Source organism: Ruminococcus sp. YE71 (assembly GCF_900119155.1).
Lineage (GTDB): Bacteria > Bacillota > Clostridia > Oscillospirales > Ruminococcaceae > YE71.
In genome coordinates, this window is the sequence record NZ_FPIR01000005.1 from 18,957 (window position 1) to 39,219 (window position 20,263).

General features: G+C 52.3%; 18 protein-coding genes and 1 riboswitch. Of the genes, 7 read left to right on the forward strand and 11 right to left on the reverse strand.

Going from position 1 to position 20,263, the window contains the following annotated elements:
• Positions 1–334 precede the first annotated feature (334 nt).
• The gene (locus BT142_RS05910) at positions 335–565 is read right to left on the reverse strand and encodes an HPr family phosphocarrier protein (protein WP_072417290.1); all 231 of its coding nucleotides are present in this window, start codon (positions 563–565) and stop codon (positions 335–337) included.
• A gap of 234 nt (positions 566–799) precedes the next feature.
• On the opposite strand from BT142_RS05910, the gene mtaB reads away from it, so the two are divergent.
• The 4 genes from mtaB (at position 800) to BT142_RS05930 (ending at position 4,520) form a co-directional block, all read left to right on the forward strand.
• Positions 800–2,089 (forward strand): tRNA (N(6)-L-threonylcarbamoyladenosine(37)-C(2))-methylthiotransferase MtaB, encoded by a 1,290-nt coding sequence (mtaB, locus tag BT142_RS05915; protein ID WP_084659348.1) that lies wholly within the window; start codon positions 800–802, stop codon positions 2,087–2,089.
• Complete coding sequence (locus BT142_RS18425) at positions 2,089–2,622, forward strand: hypothetical protein (protein WP_084659349.1); 534 nt, start codon at positions 2,089–2,091, stop codon at positions 2,620–2,622. The genes mtaB and BT142_RS18425 overlap by 1 nt, the downstream gene beginning before the upstream one ends.
• A 511-nt stretch (positions 2,623–3,133) precedes the next feature.
• Positions 3,134–3,637 carry a tRNA (cytidine(34)-2'-O)-methyltransferase gene (locus BT142_RS05925; protein WP_072417292.1) on the forward strand — a complete coding sequence of 168 codons (504 nt, stop codon included), beginning with the start codon at positions 3,134–3,136 and terminating at the stop codon, positions 3,635–3,637.
• A 10-nt stretch (positions 3,638–3,647) separates the two neighbouring features.
• Complete coding sequence (locus tag BT142_RS05930; protein WP_072417293.1) at positions 3,648–4,520, forward strand: DegV family protein; 873 nt, start codon at positions 3,648–3,650, stop codon at positions 4,518–4,520.
• A gap of 113 nt (positions 4,521–4,633) precedes the next feature.
• On the opposite strand, the gene BT142_RS05935 is transcribed toward BT142_RS05930, so the two are convergent.
• The 3 genes from BT142_RS05935 to BT142_RS05945 all read right to left on the reverse strand — a co-directional run bounded on the left by BT142_RS05935 (position 4,634) and on the right by BT142_RS05945 (position 10,089).
• Complete coding sequence (locus BT142_RS05935; protein WP_072417294.1) at positions 4,634–5,626, reverse strand: hypothetical protein; 993 nt, start codon at positions 5,624–5,626, stop codon at positions 4,634–4,636.
• Positions 5,627–6,033: 407 nt separating this feature from the next.
• The gene (locus BT142_RS05940; RefSeq protein ID WP_072417295.1) at positions 6,034–9,012 is read right to left on the reverse strand and encodes an ABC transporter permease; all 2,979 of its coding nucleotides are present in this window, start codon (positions 9,010–9,012) and stop codon (positions 6,034–6,036) included.
• Positions 9,013–9,036: 24 nt separating this feature from the next.
• Positions 9,037–10,089 (reverse strand): efflux RND transporter periplasmic adaptor subunit, encoded by a 1,053-nt coding sequence (locus BT142_RS05945; protein WP_072417296.1) that lies wholly within the window; start codon positions 10,087–10,089, stop codon positions 9,037–9,039.
• Between the two features lie 328 nt (positions 10,090–10,417).
• Here BT142_RS05945 and BT142_RS05950 point away from each other — a divergent pair, with 328 nt between their 5' ends.
• Positions 10,418–11,047 (forward strand): cytidylate kinase-like family protein, encoded by a 630-nt coding sequence (locus BT142_RS05950; protein ID WP_092983102.1) that lies wholly within the window; start codon positions 10,418–10,420, stop codon positions 11,045–11,047.
• 215 nt (positions 11,048–11,262) lie between these two features.
• Here the strand turns inward: BT142_RS05950 and BT142_RS05955 are convergent, their stop codons facing one another.
• The 7 genes from BT142_RS05955 to thiD all read right to left on the reverse strand — a co-directional run bounded on the left by BT142_RS05955 (position 11,263) and on the right by thiD (position 17,640).
• On the reverse strand, positions 11,263–12,960 hold the full coding sequence (locus BT142_RS05955; RefSeq protein WP_242871931.1) for a glycosyl hydrolase: 1,698 nt from the start codon (positions 12,958–12,960) through the stop codon (positions 11,263–11,265).
• A gap of 155 nt (positions 12,961–13,115) precedes the next feature.
• Positions 13,116–13,901 carry an SMI1/KNR4 family protein gene (locus BT142_RS05960; RefSeq protein ID WP_072417298.1) on the reverse strand — a complete coding sequence of 262 codons (786 nt, stop codon included), beginning with the start codon at positions 13,899–13,901 and terminating at the stop codon, positions 13,116–13,118.
• Complete coding sequence (gene leuD, locus BT142_RS05965; protein ID WP_072417299.1) at positions 13,901–14,380, reverse strand: 3-isopropylmalate dehydratase small subunit; 480 nt, start codon at positions 14,378–14,380, stop codon at positions 13,901–13,903. Before leuD ends, BT142_RS05960 begins: the two co-directional genes overlap by 1 nt.
• Positions 14,381–14,394: 14 nt before the next feature.
• A complete protein-coding gene (locus BT142_RS05970; RefSeq protein ID WP_072417300.1) occupies positions 14,395–14,694 on the reverse strand; it encodes a Dabb family protein in 300 nt (99 codons plus the stop codon).
• Position 14,695: 1 nt separating this feature from the next.
• Complete coding sequence (gene leuC, locus BT142_RS05975) at positions 14,696–15,958, reverse strand: 3-isopropylmalate dehydratase large subunit (RefSeq protein ID WP_072417301.1); 1,263 nt, start codon at positions 15,956–15,958, stop codon at positions 14,696–14,698.
• 196 nt (positions 15,959–16,154) lie between these two features.
• Positions 16,155–16,829, reverse strand: a complete 675-nt coding sequence (gene tenA, locus BT142_RS05980) for a thiaminase II (RefSeq protein WP_072417302.1) — start codon at positions 16,827–16,829, stop codon at positions 16,155–16,157.
• Between the two features lies 1 nt (position 16,830).
• Positions 16,831–17,640 carry a bifunctional hydroxymethylpyrimidine kinase/phosphomethylpyrimidine kinase gene (gene thiD, locus BT142_RS05985; RefSeq protein WP_072417303.1) on the reverse strand — a complete coding sequence of 270 codons (810 nt, stop codon included), beginning with the start codon at positions 17,638–17,640 and terminating at the stop codon, positions 16,831–16,833.
• 48 nt (positions 17,641–17,688) lie between these two features.
• A riboswitch (TPP riboswitch) is annotated at positions 17,689–17,796 on the reverse strand.
• 216 nt (positions 17,797–18,012) lie between these two features.
• Between thiD and glyA the strand changes: the two genes are divergently transcribed.
• Complete coding sequence (gene glyA / locus BT142_RS05990) at positions 18,013–19,263, forward strand: serine hydroxymethyltransferase (RefSeq protein WP_072417304.1); 1,251 nt, start codon at positions 18,013–18,015, stop codon at positions 19,261–19,263.
• 222 nt (positions 19,264–19,485) lie between these two features.
• The gene (locus tag BT142_RS05995) at positions 19,486–20,235 is read left to right on the forward strand and encodes an MIP/aquaporin family protein (protein ID WP_072417305.1); all 750 of its coding nucleotides are present in this window, start codon (positions 19,486–19,488) and stop codon (positions 20,233–20,235) included.
• Positions 20,236–20,263: the final 28 nt, after the last annotated feature.

A 20,263-nucleotide genomic window follows, 5' to 3' on the forward strand; every position in this document is an offset into this window, starting at 1 on the left:
ACACGAAATCATGCGAAAGGTCAAGAATAAAACGCGATAACGTTGTCAGCGGCTGTGCTGCGCTCATGGGTCAGCGGCAGAAAAAACGGTGTAAAACGGCTGTTCCCGAGGCTGTCGGATAATGCTCGGACGCGTTATGCGACAACGTTATCACTTCGGTAAATACAGGCTTTTTCGGATTACGGCAGACCATTTTCCGCAAATATCCGATGAAAATTTCGAGCAATAAGAATTCGTTATCACCAAAGGCTCATATATAGGGGTTTCCTATATCATCAGACAAAAGAAAAGCGGAGGAACAAGTCCCCCGCCGATAAAAACTTATCTGTTAAGATCAGTCAACGATGAAATCCTTGATCTTGTCAAAGAAATCGCCTACATCCTCGGTGTGAGCAACGAGCTGGATGCTGTTTGCGAGGTCAAGGCTGAAGATACCCATGATGGACTTAGCGTCTACAGCGTATCTGCCCGAAACGAGGTCAACGTCGAAATCATACATCATAACGATGCTAACAAATTCTTTTACGGCAGTGATGGAGTTAAGATTGATCTTTACCTTTTTCATATTTATTACCTCCTGATTTTGGGTTTGAGACGGTATACTGTGTTTTTCCCGTCCTCTACATATAATTATAATCTTTTTTCGCGATTTGTCAAGGGGGATAGTTGCAATTTCTCATAAAATATAGTATAATTGTCTGTAGCAGGAGGTTCTATTGTACTATTTGCACAATACAGCCTATCGTTTTTTATGCAACAGACACAAGGCGTTCACGAAATCATCGGGAGTGATACTTTTTTGAAGATATATTACGCATCTTTCGGATGCAAAGTCAACCGCTACGAGACGGAAGTCATCGAACAGACATTTGAAAAGCGCGGAGACACACGCGCCGCATCGGTGGGGCAGGCGCAGGTCTGCGTCATCAATTCCTGCACCGTGACCGCGCAGGCAGACGCAAAGCTCAGGGAGTTCATCTCGTCGGTCAGGCGCGAGAATCCGCAGTGCCTTATTGCGCTAACGGGATGTTTTCCGCAGGCTTTCCCCGAAAAAGCCGCAGAGCTGTCGGCCGATATAATCAGCGGTTCGGGTCAGAAGACTTCCCTGCCCGACATGGTGTACGAATATCTCATGTCAAGCGAGCGGCAGATATCGGTCGGCGAAGTGCCGCGTTCATTCGAGCCAATGACGCTCTCTCACGGTTCACGTACACGCGCTTTCGTAAAGATACAGGACGGCTGTGATATGTTCTGCACCTACTGCGTGATACCTTACGCAAGGGGGCATATCCGCTCGAAACCGCTTGAGGACATCCGCCGCGAGGTCAACGGACTGGTGAGCTCGGGACACCGCGAGATAGTGCTGACGGGCATAAACCTTTGCTGCTACGGGCGCGAGATGGGACTGCGGCTGGTGGACGCAGTCGAAGCCGCCTGCGCGGCAGGAGAGGGGCATCGGGTGCGGCTCAGCTCGATAGAGCCCGAGATGCTTTCGGACGAGGATATCGCAAGGCTGGCGGCGCTGGACAAGCTCTGTCCGCACTTTCATCTGTCGATGCAGAGCGGCTGCGACAGGGTGCTCAGAGCCATGAACCGTCACTACGACACGGCTGAGTACGCGGCTCTCGTCGGGAAACTGAGGAAGGCGTTCCCAGACTGCGCGATAACCACCGACATCATGGCAGGCTTCCCAACCGAGACCGAAGAGGAGCACGCCGAGACTATGGCGTTCATTCGGCGGATAGGCTTTGCGCAGGCGCACGTTTTCCCCTACTCGGAGCGAAGCGGCACCAAAGCAGCCGAGATGGACGGACGGCTCGACGGCGGCACGAAGGCTCGCAGGGCTCGTGAGATAACCGCCGTCTGCAAGGAGACTGCTGCAGAATACACCCGCGGATTTGTCGGCAAAACGGTGGAAGTGCTGTTCGAGCGGGAGCGCGGCGACGGGTTTCACCGCGGACACTCCCGCGAATATCTGCTGGTGTGGGTCGCAGGCGAAGGCTCATGGCACAAGCAGACAAAGCGCATCACGATAACCGAATCTTTCACCGACCACTGCGTCGGCGTTGAAGTCAAGGAGGGACAGTAATGAGCAAAAAAACAACAGCTTCACTTGGCGGAGTCCTTGCGCTCATAATCGGAATGCTGATAGCGTTCGTGACGGCGCCGTCGGATGATGCAGACTCGGACAGCATAAGTTCAGCCGAGACCGTGACGACTACCGTTGCGGCGGTCTCTCAGGAAAGCATCGAGACCGAGCCTGCTGCCGATGAGAGCGTTGAAATGACCCCGACCGAGACCGAAGGACAGACGACCTCGGCTGAAACGAGTTCCGCGGATGAGAAGAAAAATACCGCATACAGATTCCGCACCAAGAAACAGCTCGAACAGCATTACGAGAAGCACGGTGTCGATATGGGCTTTGCGTCCGCTGCCGAATATGAGGCAGCCGCTTCCGACGTTATAAACTCCCCAGACGCGCTGTTCAAGACCGAAGCCGAGGACGGCGACGGAGTGTACTACATCGAGGCTACGAACGAGTTCGTAATACTCTCGACAGACGGGTACATCCGCACCTACTTCAACCCCTCGGGCGGCAAGGCGTATTTCGACAGACAGTGACAGACCGAGACAAGATGCAGCCCCCGCTTCTTGTCTCGATTTTATTTTTCACCAAAAAAAGTCTTGATTTTTCGTGAATAGTATGATATAATAAGTTGTATTCTTGTGATCCTGCATGACTGTCTGCGGGTTTTACCGGGGGAAACCTTTCTGAAGAAAGGTTCTCCCCCAGACCCCCTTCCAAAGACTTTTAATATTGTTGGCAGATTGATGTATGGGCTACGTTTGCCTCTCGCCATTTCAAAAGCGACATCCGAACGATCAACGCACGATGAGGTGTTATACGTAATTGAATGTCTTTTTGGCAAGGGGCAGACTATTTAGTAAAAGAACTACAAACTTTCCCACCAATACAACGCAAGGAAGAATAACTTTCCCTTGCCAAAAAGTATTAAAAGTTTTAGTGAGGGGGTTTGGGGGAAGACCCTTTTTCAAAAGGGTCTCCCCCAATCAAACCCGCAGGCAGCTCCAAAATCTATGGCAGGAAAACTTTTGTAACGAGGGTAATGATTTGAACAAGCTGAACATCGTGCTGGTCGAGCCGCAGATACCGCAGAACACCGGCAATATTTCACGCACCTGCGCTGTTACGGGCGCGGCTTTGCACATGATAAAGCCCTACGGCTTCACGATAACCGACAAACAGCTGAAACGCGCGGGGCTCGATTACTGGGACAAACTGGAAAGATATGAATACGATTCGCTTGAGGAGTTCTTTGAGAAAAACGACGGTGAGTTCTACTTCTTCACCACTAAGGGCAGAAAAGTCCACAGCGAAGCACAGTACCAGCAGGACAGACCCGTTTACATCGTCTTCGGGCGCGAGGACAAGGGGCTTCCCGAAAAGCTGCTTTATGACAATCCCGACTGCTGCGTCAGGATACCTATGAGACCGACACTGCGCAGTCTGAACCTTTCAAACTCGGTCGCGATAGCCGTGTATGAAGTGCTGAGACAATGGGATTATCCCGACCTCGGCAGAGAGGGCAGACTGACACAATATACATGGGAATAAGGAGAAAACTATGGCAAAGATAAAGATAATGACCGACTCGGCATCGGACATCAGCGAAAAGAGCGAAAAGGAGCTTGACATACTCGTTGTGCCTTTCAAGATCGAGGTCGGCGGAAAGAGCCTTACGAGCCGCGTGGATTTCACCAACGAGGAGTTCTACAAGATCCTTGACGAGGCTGACGAGACACCGACTCACTCGCAGATAACCGCATTCGAGTACACCGAGATATTCGAGCGCCTGTTTGACGAAGGCTATACCGATGTCATCAACATCACGATCAATAAGGACGGAAGCTCGACCAACTCAAACTCGATCCTTGCGACCGAGCAGTTCTTCGAGGAGCATCCCGAACGCAAAGGCAAGTTCCGCATCTACACCATCGACGGCGTGACCTACACGGGCGCATACGGCTATGCGGTCGAGCAGGCGGCAATCAAGGCTCAGAAGGGCGAAAGCGCCGCTGAGATCGTGGATTTTGTTGAGGACTGGGTGAAAAATTGTACAATATTCTTTGCGATGTATACCCTCAAATACGCACGCAAGTCGGGACGCATCCCCTCTGCGGCGGCGTTCGCAGGTGAGCTGATGGGACTTCGCCCCATCATGCGCATACAGGACAATCAGATCGTCACAAACTGCAAGGTACGCGGCGACAAGAACATCATCCCCGAGATCGTGAAGCTCACACTCGAAGAGATGATACCGCAGACACCCTACAGCATCGTGTACGGCTCGGACAGAGAGCCTGCCGATGAGCTGGCGGCTATCCTCACGAAAAAGATTGGATATCCGCCTGTTGAGTTCTATCAGATCGGCGCTGCTATCGCTATCAACGCAGGTCCCAAGGTCGTAGGCGCGATCTTCAAGAGAAACGGTAAATAATATGATCTCCCCGATCTCGGTTCACTGTTTGTGAGCCGAGATTTTTTTCTGCAAAAAAACAAGACCTGCACAGCTCTTGCCGTACAGGTCTTTATTGTTAGTTCGGTTTTTTATCAAGCTCCGGGGGTGAAAGGAGTTACCTCGGGGAATGTCTTAACTTCGCCGAGACCTTCGATAGTGAAGGTAACTTCAAGCGACTTGTTGAAGGTCAGACCCATAGGATCAACGCCCGGATCGGTAGCGGTGAAGCCGTAGTCGTTGTAGATCTCGATACGATAACGGTTGTTGGTAGCCTCGATGTTGCCATAGAAGAACTTGCTCTCATCGAAGTCGATCTCAACGCCGTCGCACTTGATCGAGGTGACCTTTACCTTGAGGTCACTTGGCTTGTAGTCGCCCTTAGCGTCGATGTTCCAGTGATTGTCGAGCTTGTCGTCGAGAGGATTGGTCTTGAGCTCCTGATCCATCTCCCACTCGCCTGTTTCCTCGTTCTTGCCCGAGCCGAAGTCGCCGTTGCAGATACCAACGATATCTACACAGAATACGCAGCAGCCCTCAGCTGCAAAGATAGTGCCGTCATCCTCGTTGATGAGTGCCTGAGGATTGAGAACGCCGTTGTTCTGTGCGATAGAGTCCTTGGTGATGGAAACGGTGTACTCGCCGTCGCCTACGATATCAGCATCAACGCCGTAGCCGTAGGTCTCACCGTCGGTAACATCGAAGTTCTCGGTATCGTATACCGAACCTTCGTGCATCATGTTTCTCCAGAACCAGCCCGAGCGGTCTGCGAACATCAGGAATGCGTCGTAGCCCTGGAAGTTGTAGTTGTGTACATAGTTGGGGTCGGGAGTGATGTCAGCTGCGTCAACGCTTGCGGAAGCATCCTCGCTCGTATCGCCGCTTTCTTCGCCGCCTTCGGAAGCTGCTGTGTCTTCTGCGGAAGAAGCGTCCTCTTTGCTCTCAGCTGCTGCGCTGGAAGTGTCAGCCTTGGAAGCACTGCCGCCGTTTGAGCTGCTGCTGTCGTCTGAGCCGCCGCATGAAGCCATCATGGTGCAGGCGAGAGACATAGCGATAACAGCTGCGGAAAATCTTTTGATCTTGTCCATATTTGATTCCTCCAAATAGAAATATATTCTTAATTGCTTGTGCTTTTGACGATACGCGCGGCGGAAAACGCGATTTTCAACAGCCGAGCCCGTATCGTTATACTTATCATACTAAATTTTCTTCACTTTTGCAATATACCTTTTGCACAAAAAGTGTGGAATATTTTTAGCATATCCGTACAGGTTTTTATTTGTTTACAAAACGGTTAAGCAAGAAATATAAGGATTTTAACCGTGCGATTTACTATTGTTACAAATGCTAAAAATTCTATCCGAGAATTTTCCATCATCGCAATTTATGAACATTCCTCTGTTACCATATTTTAATAAAAACCGCGCATTTTGCAGGCTTTGCAGAACACGCGGCTTGTAAATTTTTTATTAACGACCATCAAAAAGCGCAATAATCAGTCTTCGCCGAGTTTCAACGCCTTTGAAATATTTATCTTGCGGATGAGACTGCCGAGCACGAGGAAGCATATCAGCAGCATGGCAAGAATGATCGTGTAGACCTTGAGATAGTCGGCTCTCTGGGGGATGACCACAAAGCCCGGCACCTGCTCGGCGGTGGTGAAGAGGTACTGGAAGAGCGGCACGTAAAGTTCACTTGCGATGCCGCCGATGAATATCGCCGAAAGTATCGCCGCGCCCGATGTCAGCAGCTGCTCGTAGAGTATCATCGCGATTATCTCGTGGTACTTCATGCCCATCGCACGGAGTATGCCGAATTGCAGCGTGCGACTCTTGATGGAAAGTATCCAGTACATCAGGAAGCCGATTATGCACATTATCATGATGACGATGAAACCGAGAGTCAGAGCGCCGTTCATTCCCTGGAGCATCGGGTCGTTCTTCTGCGTGATGATCTCCTGACCTGCCACACGGAGCAGGGTCGGCTCGATGTCCGACTTCTCGATGGACTTGTAGAGATCCTCGGTAAGTGCGCCGTCCTCCAGCCTAATCCACACCTGATAGGGCTCGATCTTCGACATGATCTTCACGTAGTCGAGGTTCATGATCGCGAAGTTCATATATGAACCGTCCTTCGCCGTAAGGTAGGGATTCATCGAGGGCCAGAAGTCCACGAACGCCAGAACGGTCGCTTCAAAGGCGTCGTTGCCGCCCCAGCTCACCGTCACGGTGTCGCCTGTTTTGAGCCCGTAGGTCTCCATGAATGCGTTCGACAGCAGGATGCCCTGCGGATAGTCGCTGAGAGCGTTGAGGTACTCATTGATATGGTACGGCAGAAGTCTGTCGTAGAAGTTGCACACCTTCGAGAACTCCCCCGGGCTTATCGCCATGAGGTTCACATTGTCGGTGTTGTCGGCCGTGCGCGAGCTGTCGGCATTAGCTGCCGCGAGTTCCTTGCGCTGAGCTTCGTCCTTGACCTTGGACACCTTCGGGACCTTCATGCGGCTGCTCTTGACGTTGATGGAGTTACGGATATAGACCCTCGCCACCGACTTGACGCCTGCAAGCTGTTCAAAGCGTTCGATGGGCGGTTCGGAGTACTCCACCTCATCCTCATCGACCTCTATCTCCTGCTCCTCGCTGCTTATCTGCTGACCGTTGCTGCCCGCGTTTTTCGCAGCGTCGCCCGATTCCTTCGCACTCGCGGCGCGGAGCTCACCGGAAGTGTTCGACCACTCCTCTTTCATCACCACATCGGCGCCGACGTCGTAGGTGACGCGTTCTTCCGCGTTGCGGTTGAGGGCGCGGGCGGTATTCGCGAAGTACAGACCCAGCGAGACCGTCAGGATGAGGAATATCATCAGGAAGCGCTCCTTGCCTGCCGCGGAACGTCCGATATTGTTGAAGGAAACGTAGGCCGCAGGCGAAAGCACTCTTCCCAGCAGCTTCGAGAAGATGCGGATTATAAGCGGATGTATGCGGATGATGAACAGTCCGCAGCCGACGATGAACGCCGCCGATGCTATGAACATCATCGGGTTGATGGCTGCCTCACGGTCGGTGATACCGTCGGCGGTGAGATCTGCCTGTTTTTTTGTGTAGTAGTACAGCCACGTGAGCGAGCCGCCTATCAGCACGAAGTCCACGCAGAGCTTTTCCCAGAGAGGCAGCTTGCGCTTCTTCGCCTTCGACTGCTTGTGCTCGACGATGGTGGTCTTGGTAGAGGGGATGATCGGTGCCATTGTGGTGAGGAAGAACACGATGACCGCCGCACCCGCGTAAATGAACGCATCCTTCGCGAGGGTTATTGGCAGCGACTTGCGGTTGACAAATTCAAGGAATCCGTTGGAAGCGCCCAGCATCCTGCACAGCCCCATGCCAACAAACGGTGCGACGACCGCCGTCATGACCCCGAGGAACATGGATTCGAGGGCGTAGATGCGGATTATCTGACCGCGTGACGCTCCTCTGCTCTTGAACACGGCTATCTCGTTCTTCTCCTGCTCGACATTGAGCTGCGAGACCATGAACAGATAGACCAGTATCATGAGGATAACGGGGATCTGTAGCAGCCACAGCGTTTCTCTGAGCTGAGAAGCGCGGTCGGCGTAGTCAACGAAGATGTCGGCAGCTGGTATCTTGAAGCTGATGTCGTTGTCCTCGTATGTCCTGCGCTGCTGCTCGATGCGGTCGTTCACAAGACCGAGGATGTTCATGTTCATCTTCGGGTAGTCGATGGCGTAGCGGACAGCCATGCTTGTTATATTGACTGCGCCCGTGTCCATTATCTCGCCGAAGAGGGTGTCGTAATCGGCGAACATAGTGTTGAGGTATTCGCCAAGCCCCTCTGCCCAGTAAGCCTCGTACCCGTCCTTGACGTCGATAACGCCGACTATCTCTATCTTGACCGTCTTGTCCGCGCCGAAAATGTTGCCTATCTCGTACACAGTATCGGTGGCAAGCTCGGAGACTTTGAGCGCACGTTCTGTGGTGACGCACTCGTAAACGCCGTCGCTCCGCTGACCCTTCTGATACATCCTGCCGCGGACGACTTCAACGGCATCTTCAAGACCCGTCATACCGCCCAGAGTAAGTCTTGCGGCTGAACTGCCGTCGGTTATCGCTATGGAAGTGACGTACAGGAACTCGTCAGCGATGTATGTTTTCTCAAAACTCGCGGGGCAGTCGAGTGAATCGTAGCCGTCCTTGACGATGCCCTGTATCTTCTTTATCTCCGCCTTCTGTGTGGCGGTGTCCGTGTCAAGGGTAACGGAGTGGGTGGTCGCGTAAGTGCCGGGATACACACCCTCCGATGTCTGGAAATTCTCCATATCCTTGACGAGCATCCTCTGCAGGGACGCATTCATATATATTGGGATGGTGCTTGTCATGGCGGCCGCCATGATGAAGCCTATCAGCAGGCAGAACACCATCCATTTGGTGTTGCGCATCTTGCGCATGAGCAGTGTGAACATTCTTTAACTCCTTTGCGCTGCGCTTTATCTAATGATTATCTCGTCGCCCTCGTTCAGACCCGACTTGATCTCGGACTGGGAACCAGTTTTCAGACCTATCTCGACAGGTACGGCGACCTTCTGACCCTCACGCAGGACATATACCACCTGCTCACCGTCAACGGTCTTGATGAGGTTGTTTGACACAACGATAACGTTCTCCGCACGCTCCTGAACGAGTATGCTGTCCGCAAGCTGACCCACCGCGTCGGGGGGGGCTTCGCCTGCGAAGCGGATGTATATCATATCGGCTTCGTACTCGATTCCGCCCTCTTCCTTCTTGTCATGGCTCTCGGATTCTTCGCGCTTGTACTCGGCAAGCTCGGTCGGGTTCATGAACACCTCGCCGTCGTAATAGTCCTCGCCGATGCGTATCTGCACCTTCTGACCGAGAGGGAAAGCGGTCAGATCGTTGGGCTTGATGGCTATGTAGAGCTTGTCGGTCTGCATGATGGTGGCGATGGTCTGTCCGGGCGATGCGTAATCCCCCACGCGGACGTCCGCAAGTGCGCAGATAGTCCCGTCGGTCGGAGAAGTCAGCACGGCGTTGTCACGCTGTTTGTACAGTTTTTTCAGCGCGATGTCGAGGAGCTCCACATCCACGTAGGCGCGGTCGTACTCCGACTGGGTGCAGCCCTTTTCGTAGAGCACCTCGGTATAGAGATACGCACGCTTGCGGTCGAGCTCTTTCAGCTGTATCTGGTAGTCGATGTCGGTAGTGTCGAGCTCGCAGATCTTGTCGCCCTTTGCGACCTTATCGCCTGCGCGGACGTAGAATTCGCTGATAGTGCCGCCCTCTTTTTCGTAGGCGATGTTGTACTGCTGCTCACTCATGACCGTGCCGCTGTTGACGATCTTTTTCTCAAGAGTCTTGCGCTTTGCGGTAACAGTGGTATAGCTGACCTCACTCGCCTTGACGGTGGGGGCAGGCAGCACCTCTTCCTCGTCGGGAAGCAGGTAGCATCCGCTCATCATGCCGACAACAGCCGAACAGATCAGTGCCGACACAGCGGTTTTATAAAAATACGAAATTCTCATGATTGTATTCTCCGATATAATATATAGTCCAAGAGCGTATTATTAGTTCAATTGTATCAAATTTTTATCGTCAATTCCATATACATTCATACACTTTTTCATGAACATTCAATGTCTTTGAACGTTTTCGCGAAATAAATCATCATTTTAACGGCAGCAAATTATCTATATTTGACAATATCGTCATAATTACCAACTGTATTGTCTAAAATTCGTGCAACTTTTTTAAGAAAAATTGTATACAAAATACAAAATATGTGCTATAATATATACAACGAAAAAATGAAAGCAAAACATGACACAGGCGAACCCAAGGAGATCACAGACCATGAGAAGCGTTATCACCATAGGTCGTGAGTTCGGCAGCGGCGGCAGAGAGATCGGCAAGCGGCTCGCGGAACTTTACGGTATCCCATTCTACGACAAAAAGCTGCTCGAGGAGTCCGCGAAACAAAGCGGCATCTGTGAGGACTTGTTCGTAAGACATGACGAAAGCATGACAAACAGTTTTCTGTACTCGCTCGTTATGGGTACGTATCCGATGAGTGCGGACGGAAGGATGAATCCGGAAATGCCGCTGAATCACAGGATATTTTTGGCACAGTTTGAAACGATACGCAAGCTCGGGGAAAAACCCTGCGTTATCGTCGGAAGATGCGCCGACTATGTTTTGCAGGAAAACAAAAACCGCATATCGGTGTTCATCACGGGCAATATGTTCGAGAAAAAACGCCGCATCGCGGAACGCTACGACATCGAAAAGCCGAAGATCGAGGACTTCATCAGAAAGACCGATAAGCGGCGTGCAAACTATTACGAATACTACACGGATAACAAATGGGGCATGGCTACCAACTACGATGTGACGGTCAATTCGTCTATCATCGGTATCGAAGGCGCCGTGAAGCTCATTTCCGAATTTGTCGCGATGAAAGAATCTGCGACATCCGATACATGATCTTTTCTACTTTTTCATTTTACTTTCCTTACTTTTCCTATCAACAGATGACCTCGCAGGTTGACGCTTGCGGGGTCGTCTGTTTTCGGTCGTGGCTATTTTTAGGGCAAAAGACGAAAGTGAACAGTCAAGACAGGCGCGGCAGGTGCTATCACAAGCAGATGTCGGGCTCAGCCTTAACTGTTCACTTTTTAGAAAGGAGGTGAAAACGTTCGTTATTTATTCTCTGCGAGGTACTTCTCCGTGTCGAGCGGATAGCTCTTCAGGTCGGGAAGCTCGCTGAGAGTCAGCACCTTGTCGCTGGAGTAGATCTTCTCCCACATTTCCATCGAGGTGTACTCGCCCGGAAGCTCCATATCCTTGATGGTGAACTCGCCGTTCCAGGTCGCGAACCATGCCCAGCGTGTGCCGTCTGCCATCGCAGCGTCGGGGTCGAAGAGAATACCGTTCTCGGTCATGGCGCAGATCTTGTTCTCGCCTGCGCAGGATTTGGTGTAGTCGTAGTACCACTTCTTCGAGGAATAGTCCTCTTTCTCGCCGTAAACGTCGTAGCCGATGATGTCAACGTACTCGTCGCCCGGATAGTAAGCCGCGTTCTGACCGTTCCAAACCCAGATCAGGTTGTTCACGCCGTGATAGTTGGTGATGCGGTCGTACATGAGCTTCCAGAGTTCCTTGTAGGAATCCGCGCCCGAACTGCCCCACCAGAACCAGGGGTTGTTCCACTTCGGGTCTCCGCCGCCCTCGTGGAGAGGTCTCCAGAGTATCGGCACATGATAGTCATCAAGCTCCTGCAAATAGCAAGCGATGGAGTCGATGTCGCGGATGAGCAGGTCGTAGCCTTCGGGGTCATCGCCGTTGAGTATCTTGGTCAGACTGATGTTCGTGTGCTCCTTGTAGAAGCCCTCCCACCATGCGCCGAGGTCGCCGCCGATGTACGGTTCGGGAGCGTTCCAGTGCCAGCACATCGTTACGATGCCGTTGTGGTTGAGGTACCAGTCCTTGGCATTCTGTATCGCCTTGTAGCCGCCTGCCGAATTGTTCAGCACGCGGGACGGCGACAGCTCGATCATGTCGAGACCCATTATCGCGGGATAGTCGCCGAGTTTCTGGTTGATATCGATGAACTCGCGGGAGTCAAGACCGTTGTTGTCGGCAGCGTACTGACCCGAGATTATGTAATTTCCGTAGCTGTCGCAGAGGAAATTATACAGCCGCCTTGTCTCTTCCGACGCGTTCGGGTTGCAGAGCGTGCGGTTGACCTCGTAGTCTGCCATGTCGATCTTCTGAGCCGCAGTTATCGTGATCTTGTCGATATAGATCGGCACGGACTGGGTCTTGAAGCCGATGGTATGCTTGCCCTCGCCGATAAGCACCTTTAATGCGCTGTTGTTATCGAACTTGAGGGAGTTGATGTCAAAGCTCGTGAAAGCATTGCCGTCAATGGTGATCGATGCCTTTGTGCCCTCCTGATCGGCAGCAGAGACCACGTTGAGATCGTAGCTGCCCTCCGCTGGGAACTCCACCTCAAACTCCACCGAAGTGTCCTCGGTCACGACAGCAAATCCGTCGCCCGAAAACTCGCCGACAAAAGACTTATCCAGCACCGAAGCGCCGTTGAGCGTTCCTTTTTCGCCTTCAAGCTCGACCTTAAAATCCTCGGGGACTGCGCTTTCGGAGGATGCGCCGCCGATGTCAAAATTCCCCATCGTCTCAACGACAGGCTCGGTCTCCACGACCTCCCTTTCGCGTGAGGTGATGATCTCTCTCGCTGTGGTCACAGCGCCGTTTTCGGATGCGGTGTCCTGCTGGGAGGATTCTCCGCTGTCAGAGCCGCCCTTTGCGCAGGATGCCGCGGTCACAGCCATAACAGCCGCAGAAAGTCCGCAGACTAACCTCTTAATTCTTCTCATGAGATGTCCTTTCGGTAAACACATTTTCGATACTTGTAATATAATTTTAACATATAATTTATCCATTGTCAACTGACTTAAACGTTTACAAAAAATATTTTTTCTTTTTACAAATTACAAAAAGCCGAACGCTCACGATGAACGTTCGGCTCAGATCAATTATATGCGTTTTCCATGCGTTTCTTTTTGCCGTCGAACTGTTTTTGCAGCAGGTCGGCTTCGAGCAACTGAATATCATCTCTTGCCATGATGAGCATGAAATCGGAAAAGTCAAGCCCTACCTTGAAGGACATAGCAACGATGTTCTCTCGCGTAAGCGGCTGAGGACCGTCAAGCGTCATCACGCCGTCCTCCCCCACAAGCTCGTGGGGTATCTGGTATATCGGCTTGTTCGCCACGTAATCCTCGTAAACCTCTTCGAGACCATCCTCGCTTTTGTGATCGAGGTCGATGCACAGCGCGTCGCCGATAGAGGTCTCTGCGATGGTCATGAACCCCTGCGGAAAGACGCAGTACCCCGGGACAGCGTCAGTGTTTGCCCTGATAACGTCCTCGATGCCGAGAAAGCGCACATCGCCGAAATACAGTCCCTTACCCGCAGGAATATTGCAGAACCGAAAGAACCACAGCACCTCGGCGGGAAGTCTTTTGTCCGAAAATTTGTACAGTTTATCAAGGTCGCCGCTGTTAGCTTTGCCGACTTCACCCGACTGTTTCAGCTGTTCGATGACTGTACGGTAGTCGTCAGCCCACGCCGCGTCATAGCCCTCTATCCGCAGAGAGTCGATAACGATCTGCTCATTTTCGGTGTTGACGGGCGGTTTTGTCACGGGCGGACGCTCGGCGGTCATGGGACGTTCGACTGTCGAGGTACGGTCAACAGCGTCATTCCGCTCGGGACTGCCGAAGATCAAGTCATGTATCGCGCTGAGAATGCCCATTACTTCAGCGAGTTGAGCAGGCCACCCTTGTTGATGATGTTGATGAGGAACTCGGGGAATGCCTGTCCCTGATAGCTCTCGCCCTTGGTGACGTTGGTGATGACGCCGCTCTCGAAGTCGATCTCGACCTCGTCGCCTGCCTCGATCTTCTCGCTCGCCTCGCGGCACTCGATGATCGGCAGACCGATATTGATGGCGTTACGGTAGAAGATACGCGCAAAGGTCGCAGCGATAACGCAGGAGATGCCGCTCGCCTTGATCGCGATGGGAGCGTGCTCACGGGAAGAACCGCATCCGAAATTCTCGTGCGCAACCATGATGTCGCCTGTCTTGACCTTCTTCACGAAGTCGATGTCGATGTCCTCCATGCAGTGGGAAGCGAGTTCCTTGTGGTCGGCGGTGTTCAGATATCTTGCAGGGATAATTACGTCGGTATCAACGTTGTCCCCGTACTTGTGTACGATGCCCTTAGCTTTCATTTCTATTCATCCTTTCAGATTTTGTAATCAACGCATTTGCGGCTCTTTACGACGGTCGCAACGTAATTCTTTACCTTGACGTGCTCGGGATGGTCGGCGTAGTAAGCAAGTGCCTTTTCATCCTCGAACACGCTGTCGAGCATGAGGCTTCCGTTGGAAGTGTCCAGAATTTTGGTCACAACACTGATCTCTTTCAGCCCCTCGACAACGCCCTTGAGCGCTTCAAGTCCCGACTTGATCTTTGCGGCGGCTTCGCGCTTCTGCTCTGCGGTCAGCTCGTCCTTCAAGTCCCAGATTATTACGTGTCTTACCATCTTACATTACCTCACTCGGCTGGCTGAGCTTGCCTGTGATAGCCGAAGCAGCAGCAACATACGGAGAAGCAAGGTATACTTCGCTCTCGGGGTGACCCATTCTGCCGACGAAGTTGCGGTTTGTGGTCGCTACCGAGCGCTCGCCCTTTGCGAGGATGCCCATGTAACCGCCGAGACACGGTCCGCAGGTCGGAGTGGAAACTGCACAGCCTGCCTCGATGAATATTTTCAGCAGACCCTCTTCCATAGCCTGCATATAGATGTCCTGTGTTGCGGGGATAACGATGCAGCGAACGCTGTCGGCGATCTTCTTGCCCTTGAGTACCTCAGCGGCAGCTCTCAGATCCTCGATGCGTCCGTTGGTACATGAACCGATGACAGACTGGTCGATCTTTACCTCGCCGATCTCGTCGAAGGTCTTTGCGTTCTCGGGGAGATGGGGGAATGCAACGGTGGGCTTGATCTTGGACAGGTCGATGGTGTATTCCTCGTCGTACTCTGCGTCAGCGTCAGCCTCGAATACGCGGACTTCCCTCTTGAATCTGTCCTTGACATAAGCGAGCGTTACCTCGTCAACTGCGAAGATACCGTTCTTTGCGCCTGCCTCGATAGCCATGTTAGCCATGCAGAGCCTGTCCTCCATAGTCAGGTTCTTCAGACCCTCGCCCATGAACTCCATCGAGCGGTAGAGCGCACCGTCAACGCCGATCATGCCGATGATGTGCAGGATAACGTCCTTAGCTGCGCTGTACTTGGGGAGCTTGCCAACGATATTGAACTTGATGGCGGAAGGCACCTTGAACCATGCCTTGCCCTTTGCCATGCCTGCGCACATATCGGTGGATCCTACGCCCGTCGAGAATGCGCCGAGAGCGCCGTATGTACAGGTGTGGCTGTCAGCACCGATGATGCAGTCTCCCGGGCCTACGAGACCCTGCTCGGGGAGAAGCGCGTGCTCGATACCCATTCTGCCCACGTCATAGAAGTGAGTGATGCTCTGCGCACCGCAGAAGTCGCGGCACTGCTTGCACTGGGTAGCAGCCTTGATGTCCTTGTTAGGTGCGAAGTGGTCCATTACCATCGTGACCTTTTCCTTGTCGAACACCTCGGTAAAGCCTGCCTTGTTGAACTCGTTGATAGCAACAGGCGAGGTGATGTCATTACCGAGCACGAAATCGAGGTCAGCCATGATGAGCTGTCCTGCCTTGACTTCATCAAGTCCTGCGTGAGCCGCAAGGATCTTCTGTGTCATTGTCATTCCCATATTAATTCTGTCCTTTCAAAAAAATATTTTAGAACAATGCTTTATTATTTTCACACAAAGCCGAAAAAGCTCTAAAGTTTATTATATCACATTAAAGCGATTTAGTCAATGGTTATCTGTTAACAATTTACCGTGATAGCATGAGCGCAAAAAACACCGACACTTTTTTAGGCGCCGGTGTCAGGTATTCTGTCTGTTACGGGGTGTAGGTATCGCCCTTGCTCCATGCCATATCCCAGAACTGATACTCGTACTTGCTGCATATCTTCACGATATTCTCAAGCTCGACTATCTGCTCCTCGCTGAGACCCTCGGAGAAGCGGTCGCACATCTCGATCATCTCATCGTTGCAGGCGCGGTAGCCCTCGGATGTGTAGGTGTTTACCCAGTTGCCGTAGAACTCGTTGTCCTTCGCGTTCGGGTAGTTCTTCTCGATGTATTCGCCGATCAGCTCGTAGCTCCAGGAGCAGGCAAGGACTGCCGCCGCGATCTCTGCAAGACCGCCCTTGAAGCCGATGGAGATCATGTAGTTGGTGTAGGACTCGTTGTTGAGTGCCATCGGGGTGTTTTCGATAACATCATGGTCGATGCCGAACTTTGCAAGATAGCTCTGATGAACGGCGTTCTCGGTGTCGAGGGTCGCGGAGATAAGGCTGCCGAACATTCTCATGTCTGACTCCTTTGACGCGCGGATAACGCCCAGTGCAAACACCTTCGCGTACTGCATCAGGTACTTGTGATCCTGTACCATATAGTATGCGAACTTGTCCTTGTCGAGGGTGCCGTCTGCGATGCCCTTGACAAAAGGGTGATCGTAGTATGTCTCCCAGATGGGCATAGCGGCTTTGTAGATTCTTTCGGAAACCTTCATGTCAATTCTCCTTTTCGGCGGTAAATTCATTGTTTATTGCGAATGCGTGAGCCATCGGACCCGAACCCTTGCCGAGGTCAAGCTGTGCCGCAAGGGCACCCGAGATATACTTCTTTGCTCTTTCGACCGACTCGCCGAGAGTGAAGCCTTTGGCGAGGTTGGAAGCGATAGCGCTCGAAAGGGTGCAGCCCGTGCCGTGAGTGTTCGGGTTGTTGATGCGCTCGCCCTTTATCCACACGCCGCCATCGGCGCTGTAGAGGTAATCGTTCGCATCGTTGAGCGAATGGCCGCCCTTGCAGAGAACTGCACAGCCGTACTTCTGCGAGATACTCTTTGCAGCCTCTTCCATTTCCTCTGCGGTCGTTATCTTTTTGCCGAAAAGCACCTCAGCCTCCGGGATGTTCGGCGTGATAATGTCGGCAAGGGGCATAAGACATCTTGCGAGCGTTTCGATGGCGTCGTCGCTGATGAGCTTAGCGCCGCTGGTCGCCACCATCACGGGATCGAGGACGATGTTCTTCGCCTTGTATTGCTTCAGCTTGGCTGCGATGGTCTCGATAAGACCGCAGGAAGCTACCATACCTATCTTTACAGCGTCTGGGAAAATATCCTCGAACACGCGGTCGAGCTGTGCCGCGAGAAATTCGGGAGTCACTTCCATGATGTCCGAAACGCCCGTCGTGTTCTGCGCTGTGAGCGCGGTAACGGCTGACATGGCGAACACGCCGTTTGCGGTCATGGTCTTGATGTCCGCCTGGATGCCTGCGCCGCCGCTCGAATCGCTGCCTGCTATAGTCAAAGCAGTTTTCATAATGATCACCTCATAAAAAATACGGACATACCACGGGGGCACGTCCGCACAAAGATCCTGCTTGCTCCCTACGTTGGCATTATCCAAATCAGGTCACGGGTCGGAGCGAACAGCTCCCTCTCAGCCTGCTTCACGCAAGCTCCCCGAAAATCAATTATAGCCGCAGAGAGTGTGCATCTTGTGAAAACGCGGTGACAGGAACATGAATCAAAGCAATAAACAGTCATCGGCATACTATAAATAAATTCAATATTTGAGAAAGTTATGCAAAATATTTTACAAACCCCCTTGCAATCCTCCGAAAAATATTGTATAATATAATTATGTTTGAGCGAACACGCTCGGAATTTGAATGACAAGGAGATTTTACCAATGGCAAAAATGTTAGACACTATCGGATTTGTTCAGAACGTTGACCCCGAGGTCGGCAAGGCTATGCAGGACGAGCTGGCACGTCAGCGCCGCAACCTTGAGCTTATCGCAAGCGAGAACATCGTTTCCCCCGCTGTTATGGCAGCTATGGGAAGCGTGCTCACCAATAAGTACGCTGAGGGCTACCCCGCTAAGCGCTACTACGGCGGCTGCGAGTGCGTTGACGTCGTTGAGCAGATCGCTATCGACAGAGCCTGCAAGCTGTTCGGCGCAAAGTTCGCGAACGTTCAGCCCCACTCGGGTGCTCAGGCTAACACCGCTGTTTACTTCGCGCTGCTCAAGCCCGGCGACACCGTTATGGGTATGAGCCTTGACAACGGCGGTCACCTTACTCACGGTTCGCCCGTAAACATCTCGGGCAAGTACTTCAACTTCGTTCCCTACGGCGTTGACGACAACGGTTTCATCGACTACGACGCTCTCGAGAAGCAGGCTCAGGAGGTTAAGCCCAAGCTGATCGTTGCAGGCGCTTCGGCTTATCCCCGTGCTATCGACTTCGAGCGCATCTCGAAGATCGCCAAGTCCATCGACGCTTTCTTCATGGTGGATATGGCTCACATCGCAGGTCTTGTTGCGGCAGGTCAGCACGTTTCCCCTGTTCCTTACGCAGACATCACCACCACTACCACTCACAAGACCCTCAGAGGTCCGAGAGGCGGTCTTATCCTCACTAACGACGAGGCTCTTGCAAAGAAGATCAACTCGGCTATCTTCCCAGGAACTCAGGGCGGCCCGCTCATGCACGTTATCGCAGGCAAGGCTGTATGCTTCGGTGAGGCTCTCAAGCCCGAGTTCAAGGCTTACGGTGAGCAGATCGTGAAGAACGCTCAGGCACTCGCCAAGGGACTTGTTGAACGCGGCTTCGATCTCGTTTCGGGCGGCACCGACAACCACCTGATGCTCGCAGACCTCAGACCCTTCGGCATCACAGGAAAGCAGCTCCAGCACGACCTTGACGAGGTTTATATCACCGTCAACAAGAACGCTATCCCGAACGACCCCGAGTCGCCGTTCGTTACCAGCGGCGTTCGTATCGGCACTCCCGCAGTTACCACCCGCGGTCTTGTTGAAGAGGATATGGACGTTATCGCTGAGTGCATCTACCTGACCGCTAAGGATTTCGCAGGCACCGCCGATGAAGTCCGCGCTAAGGTAAACGCTATCTGCGCTAAGTATCCGCTTTATGAATAATCGCTGAATAACGTTGTTTTTGAGCCGCTGTCCATCTTTGGGCGGCGGCTTTTTTGCTAAAATATTTATCGGAGATTTGTAATTTGTCACAAAGATTTCATTTAAAACGATAAACACTTTACAAATACAATTTAATGCGCTATAATAATCGTAGTATCAATTTTTTCTTGTCCGATCTATGAAAGATGAAGGACAAAATCTATTGCAAAGGAGAAATGTGATATGTATTCCAAAACTCAGAAGCTCTGCGCTGAAGCGTTCGGAACTTTCGTTCTCGTGTTCTTCGGCTGCGGAACGGCAATGGTAACAGGCGCGAATGTCGTTGCTACATCGCTGGCATTCGGTCTGTCGATACTGGTAGCTGCCTACACCATCGGCGGCATCAGCGGCGCGCACCTCAACCCTGCGGTATCCTTCGCGATGTTCTTCGACGGCAGGATGACCCTCGCTGAGGCCATCAGCTACTCGATAGCACAGACCGTCGGCGCTTTCTGCGCATCGCTGATGCATCTCATCCTCGCCCTCTGCGGTCTCATCACTACCGTTGAGTACGACGACGGCGATGCTGAGTATGTCAAGGCAAGTCTTGACGAGATCTCCTTCGGTGCAAACGCTTTCGGCGAGACGGGAAACAGCGCTCTCAACATCGTGGGTGCTATCCTCGTTGAGGTCATCCTCACCTGCATCTTCGTTCTCGTTATCCTTGCTGTAACTCAGTCCGAGGACGAGGGCACAAAGAAGCACGCAGGTCTGTTCATCGGTGCGGCTCTCGTATTCGTACACCTGATGGGCATCCCGCTGACAGGCACTTCCGTAAACCCCGCAAGAAGCATCGCTCCCGCGCTCTTCGCTACCATCTGCAAGGGCGACATCAACTACCTGCTTGAGGGTCTTGTATTCATCGTGGCTCCGCTTGCAGGCGCGTTCTGTGCGGCGTTCATCAACACCGCCCTCATCAAGAAAAAGGGCTGAACAGCTTAAACGGCAACATAAAAAAATC

Coding starts and splice junctions, on each gene's coding strand:
- BT142_RS05940 (WP_072417295.1), bottom strand. CDS start 9,012: ATGTTCACACTGCTCATGCGCAAGATGCGCAACACCAAATGGATGGTG.
- BT142_RS05970 (WP_072417300.1), bottom strand. CDS start 14,694: ATGGTAAGACACGTAATAATCTGGGACTTGAAGGACGAGCTGACCGCA.
- BT142_RS05955 (WP_242871931.1), bottom strand. CDS start 12,960: ATGAGAAGAATTAAGAGGTTAGTCTGCGGACTTTCTGCGGCTGTTATG.
- leuD (WP_072417299.1), bottom strand. CDS start 14,380: ATGAAAGCTAAGGGCATCGTACACAAGTACGGGGACAACGTTGATACC.
- BT142_RS18425 (WP_084659349.1), top strand. CDS start 2,089: ATGAGCAAAAAAACAACAGCTTCACTTGGCGGAGTCCTTGCGCTCATA.
- BT142_RS05910 (WP_072417290.1), bottom strand. CDS start 565: ATGAAAAAGGTAAAGATCAATCTTAACTCCATCACTGCCGTAAAAGAA.
- BT142_RS05950 (WP_092983102.1), top strand. CDS start 10,418: ATGAGAAGCGTTATCACCATAGGTCGTGAGTTCGGCAGCGGCGGCAGA.
- BT142_RS05995 (WP_072417305.1), top strand. CDS start 19,486: ATGTATTCCAAAACTCAGAAGCTCTGCGCTGAAGCGTTCGGAACTTTC.
- glyA (WP_072417304.1), top strand. CDS start 18,013: ATGGCAAAAATGTTAGACACTATCGGATTTGTTCAGAACGTTGACCCC.
- BT142_RS05935 (WP_072417294.1), bottom strand. CDS start 5,626: ATGGACAAGATCAAAAGATTTTCCGCAGCTGTTATCGCTATGTCTCTC.
- tenA (WP_072417302.1), bottom strand. CDS start 16,829: ATGAAGGTTTCCGAAAGAATCTACAAAGCCGCTATGCCCATCTGGGAG.
- BT142_RS05930 (WP_072417293.1), top strand. CDS start 3,648: ATGGCAAAGATAAAGATAATGACCGACTCGGCATCGGACATCAGCGAA.
- thiD (WP_072417303.1), bottom strand. CDS start 17,640: ATGAAAACTGCTTTGACTATAGCAGGCAGCGATTCGAGCGGCGGCGCA.
- leuC (WP_072417301.1), bottom strand. CDS start 15,958: ATGGGAATGACAATGACACAGAAGATCCTTGCGGCTCACGCAGGACTT.
- BT142_RS05945 (WP_072417296.1), bottom strand. CDS start 10,089: ATGAGAATTTCGTATTTTTATAAAACCGCTGTGTCGGCACTGATCTGT.
- BT142_RS05960 (WP_072417298.1), bottom strand. CDS start 13,901: ATGGGCATTCTCAGCGCGATACATGACTTGATCTTCGGCAGTCCCGAG.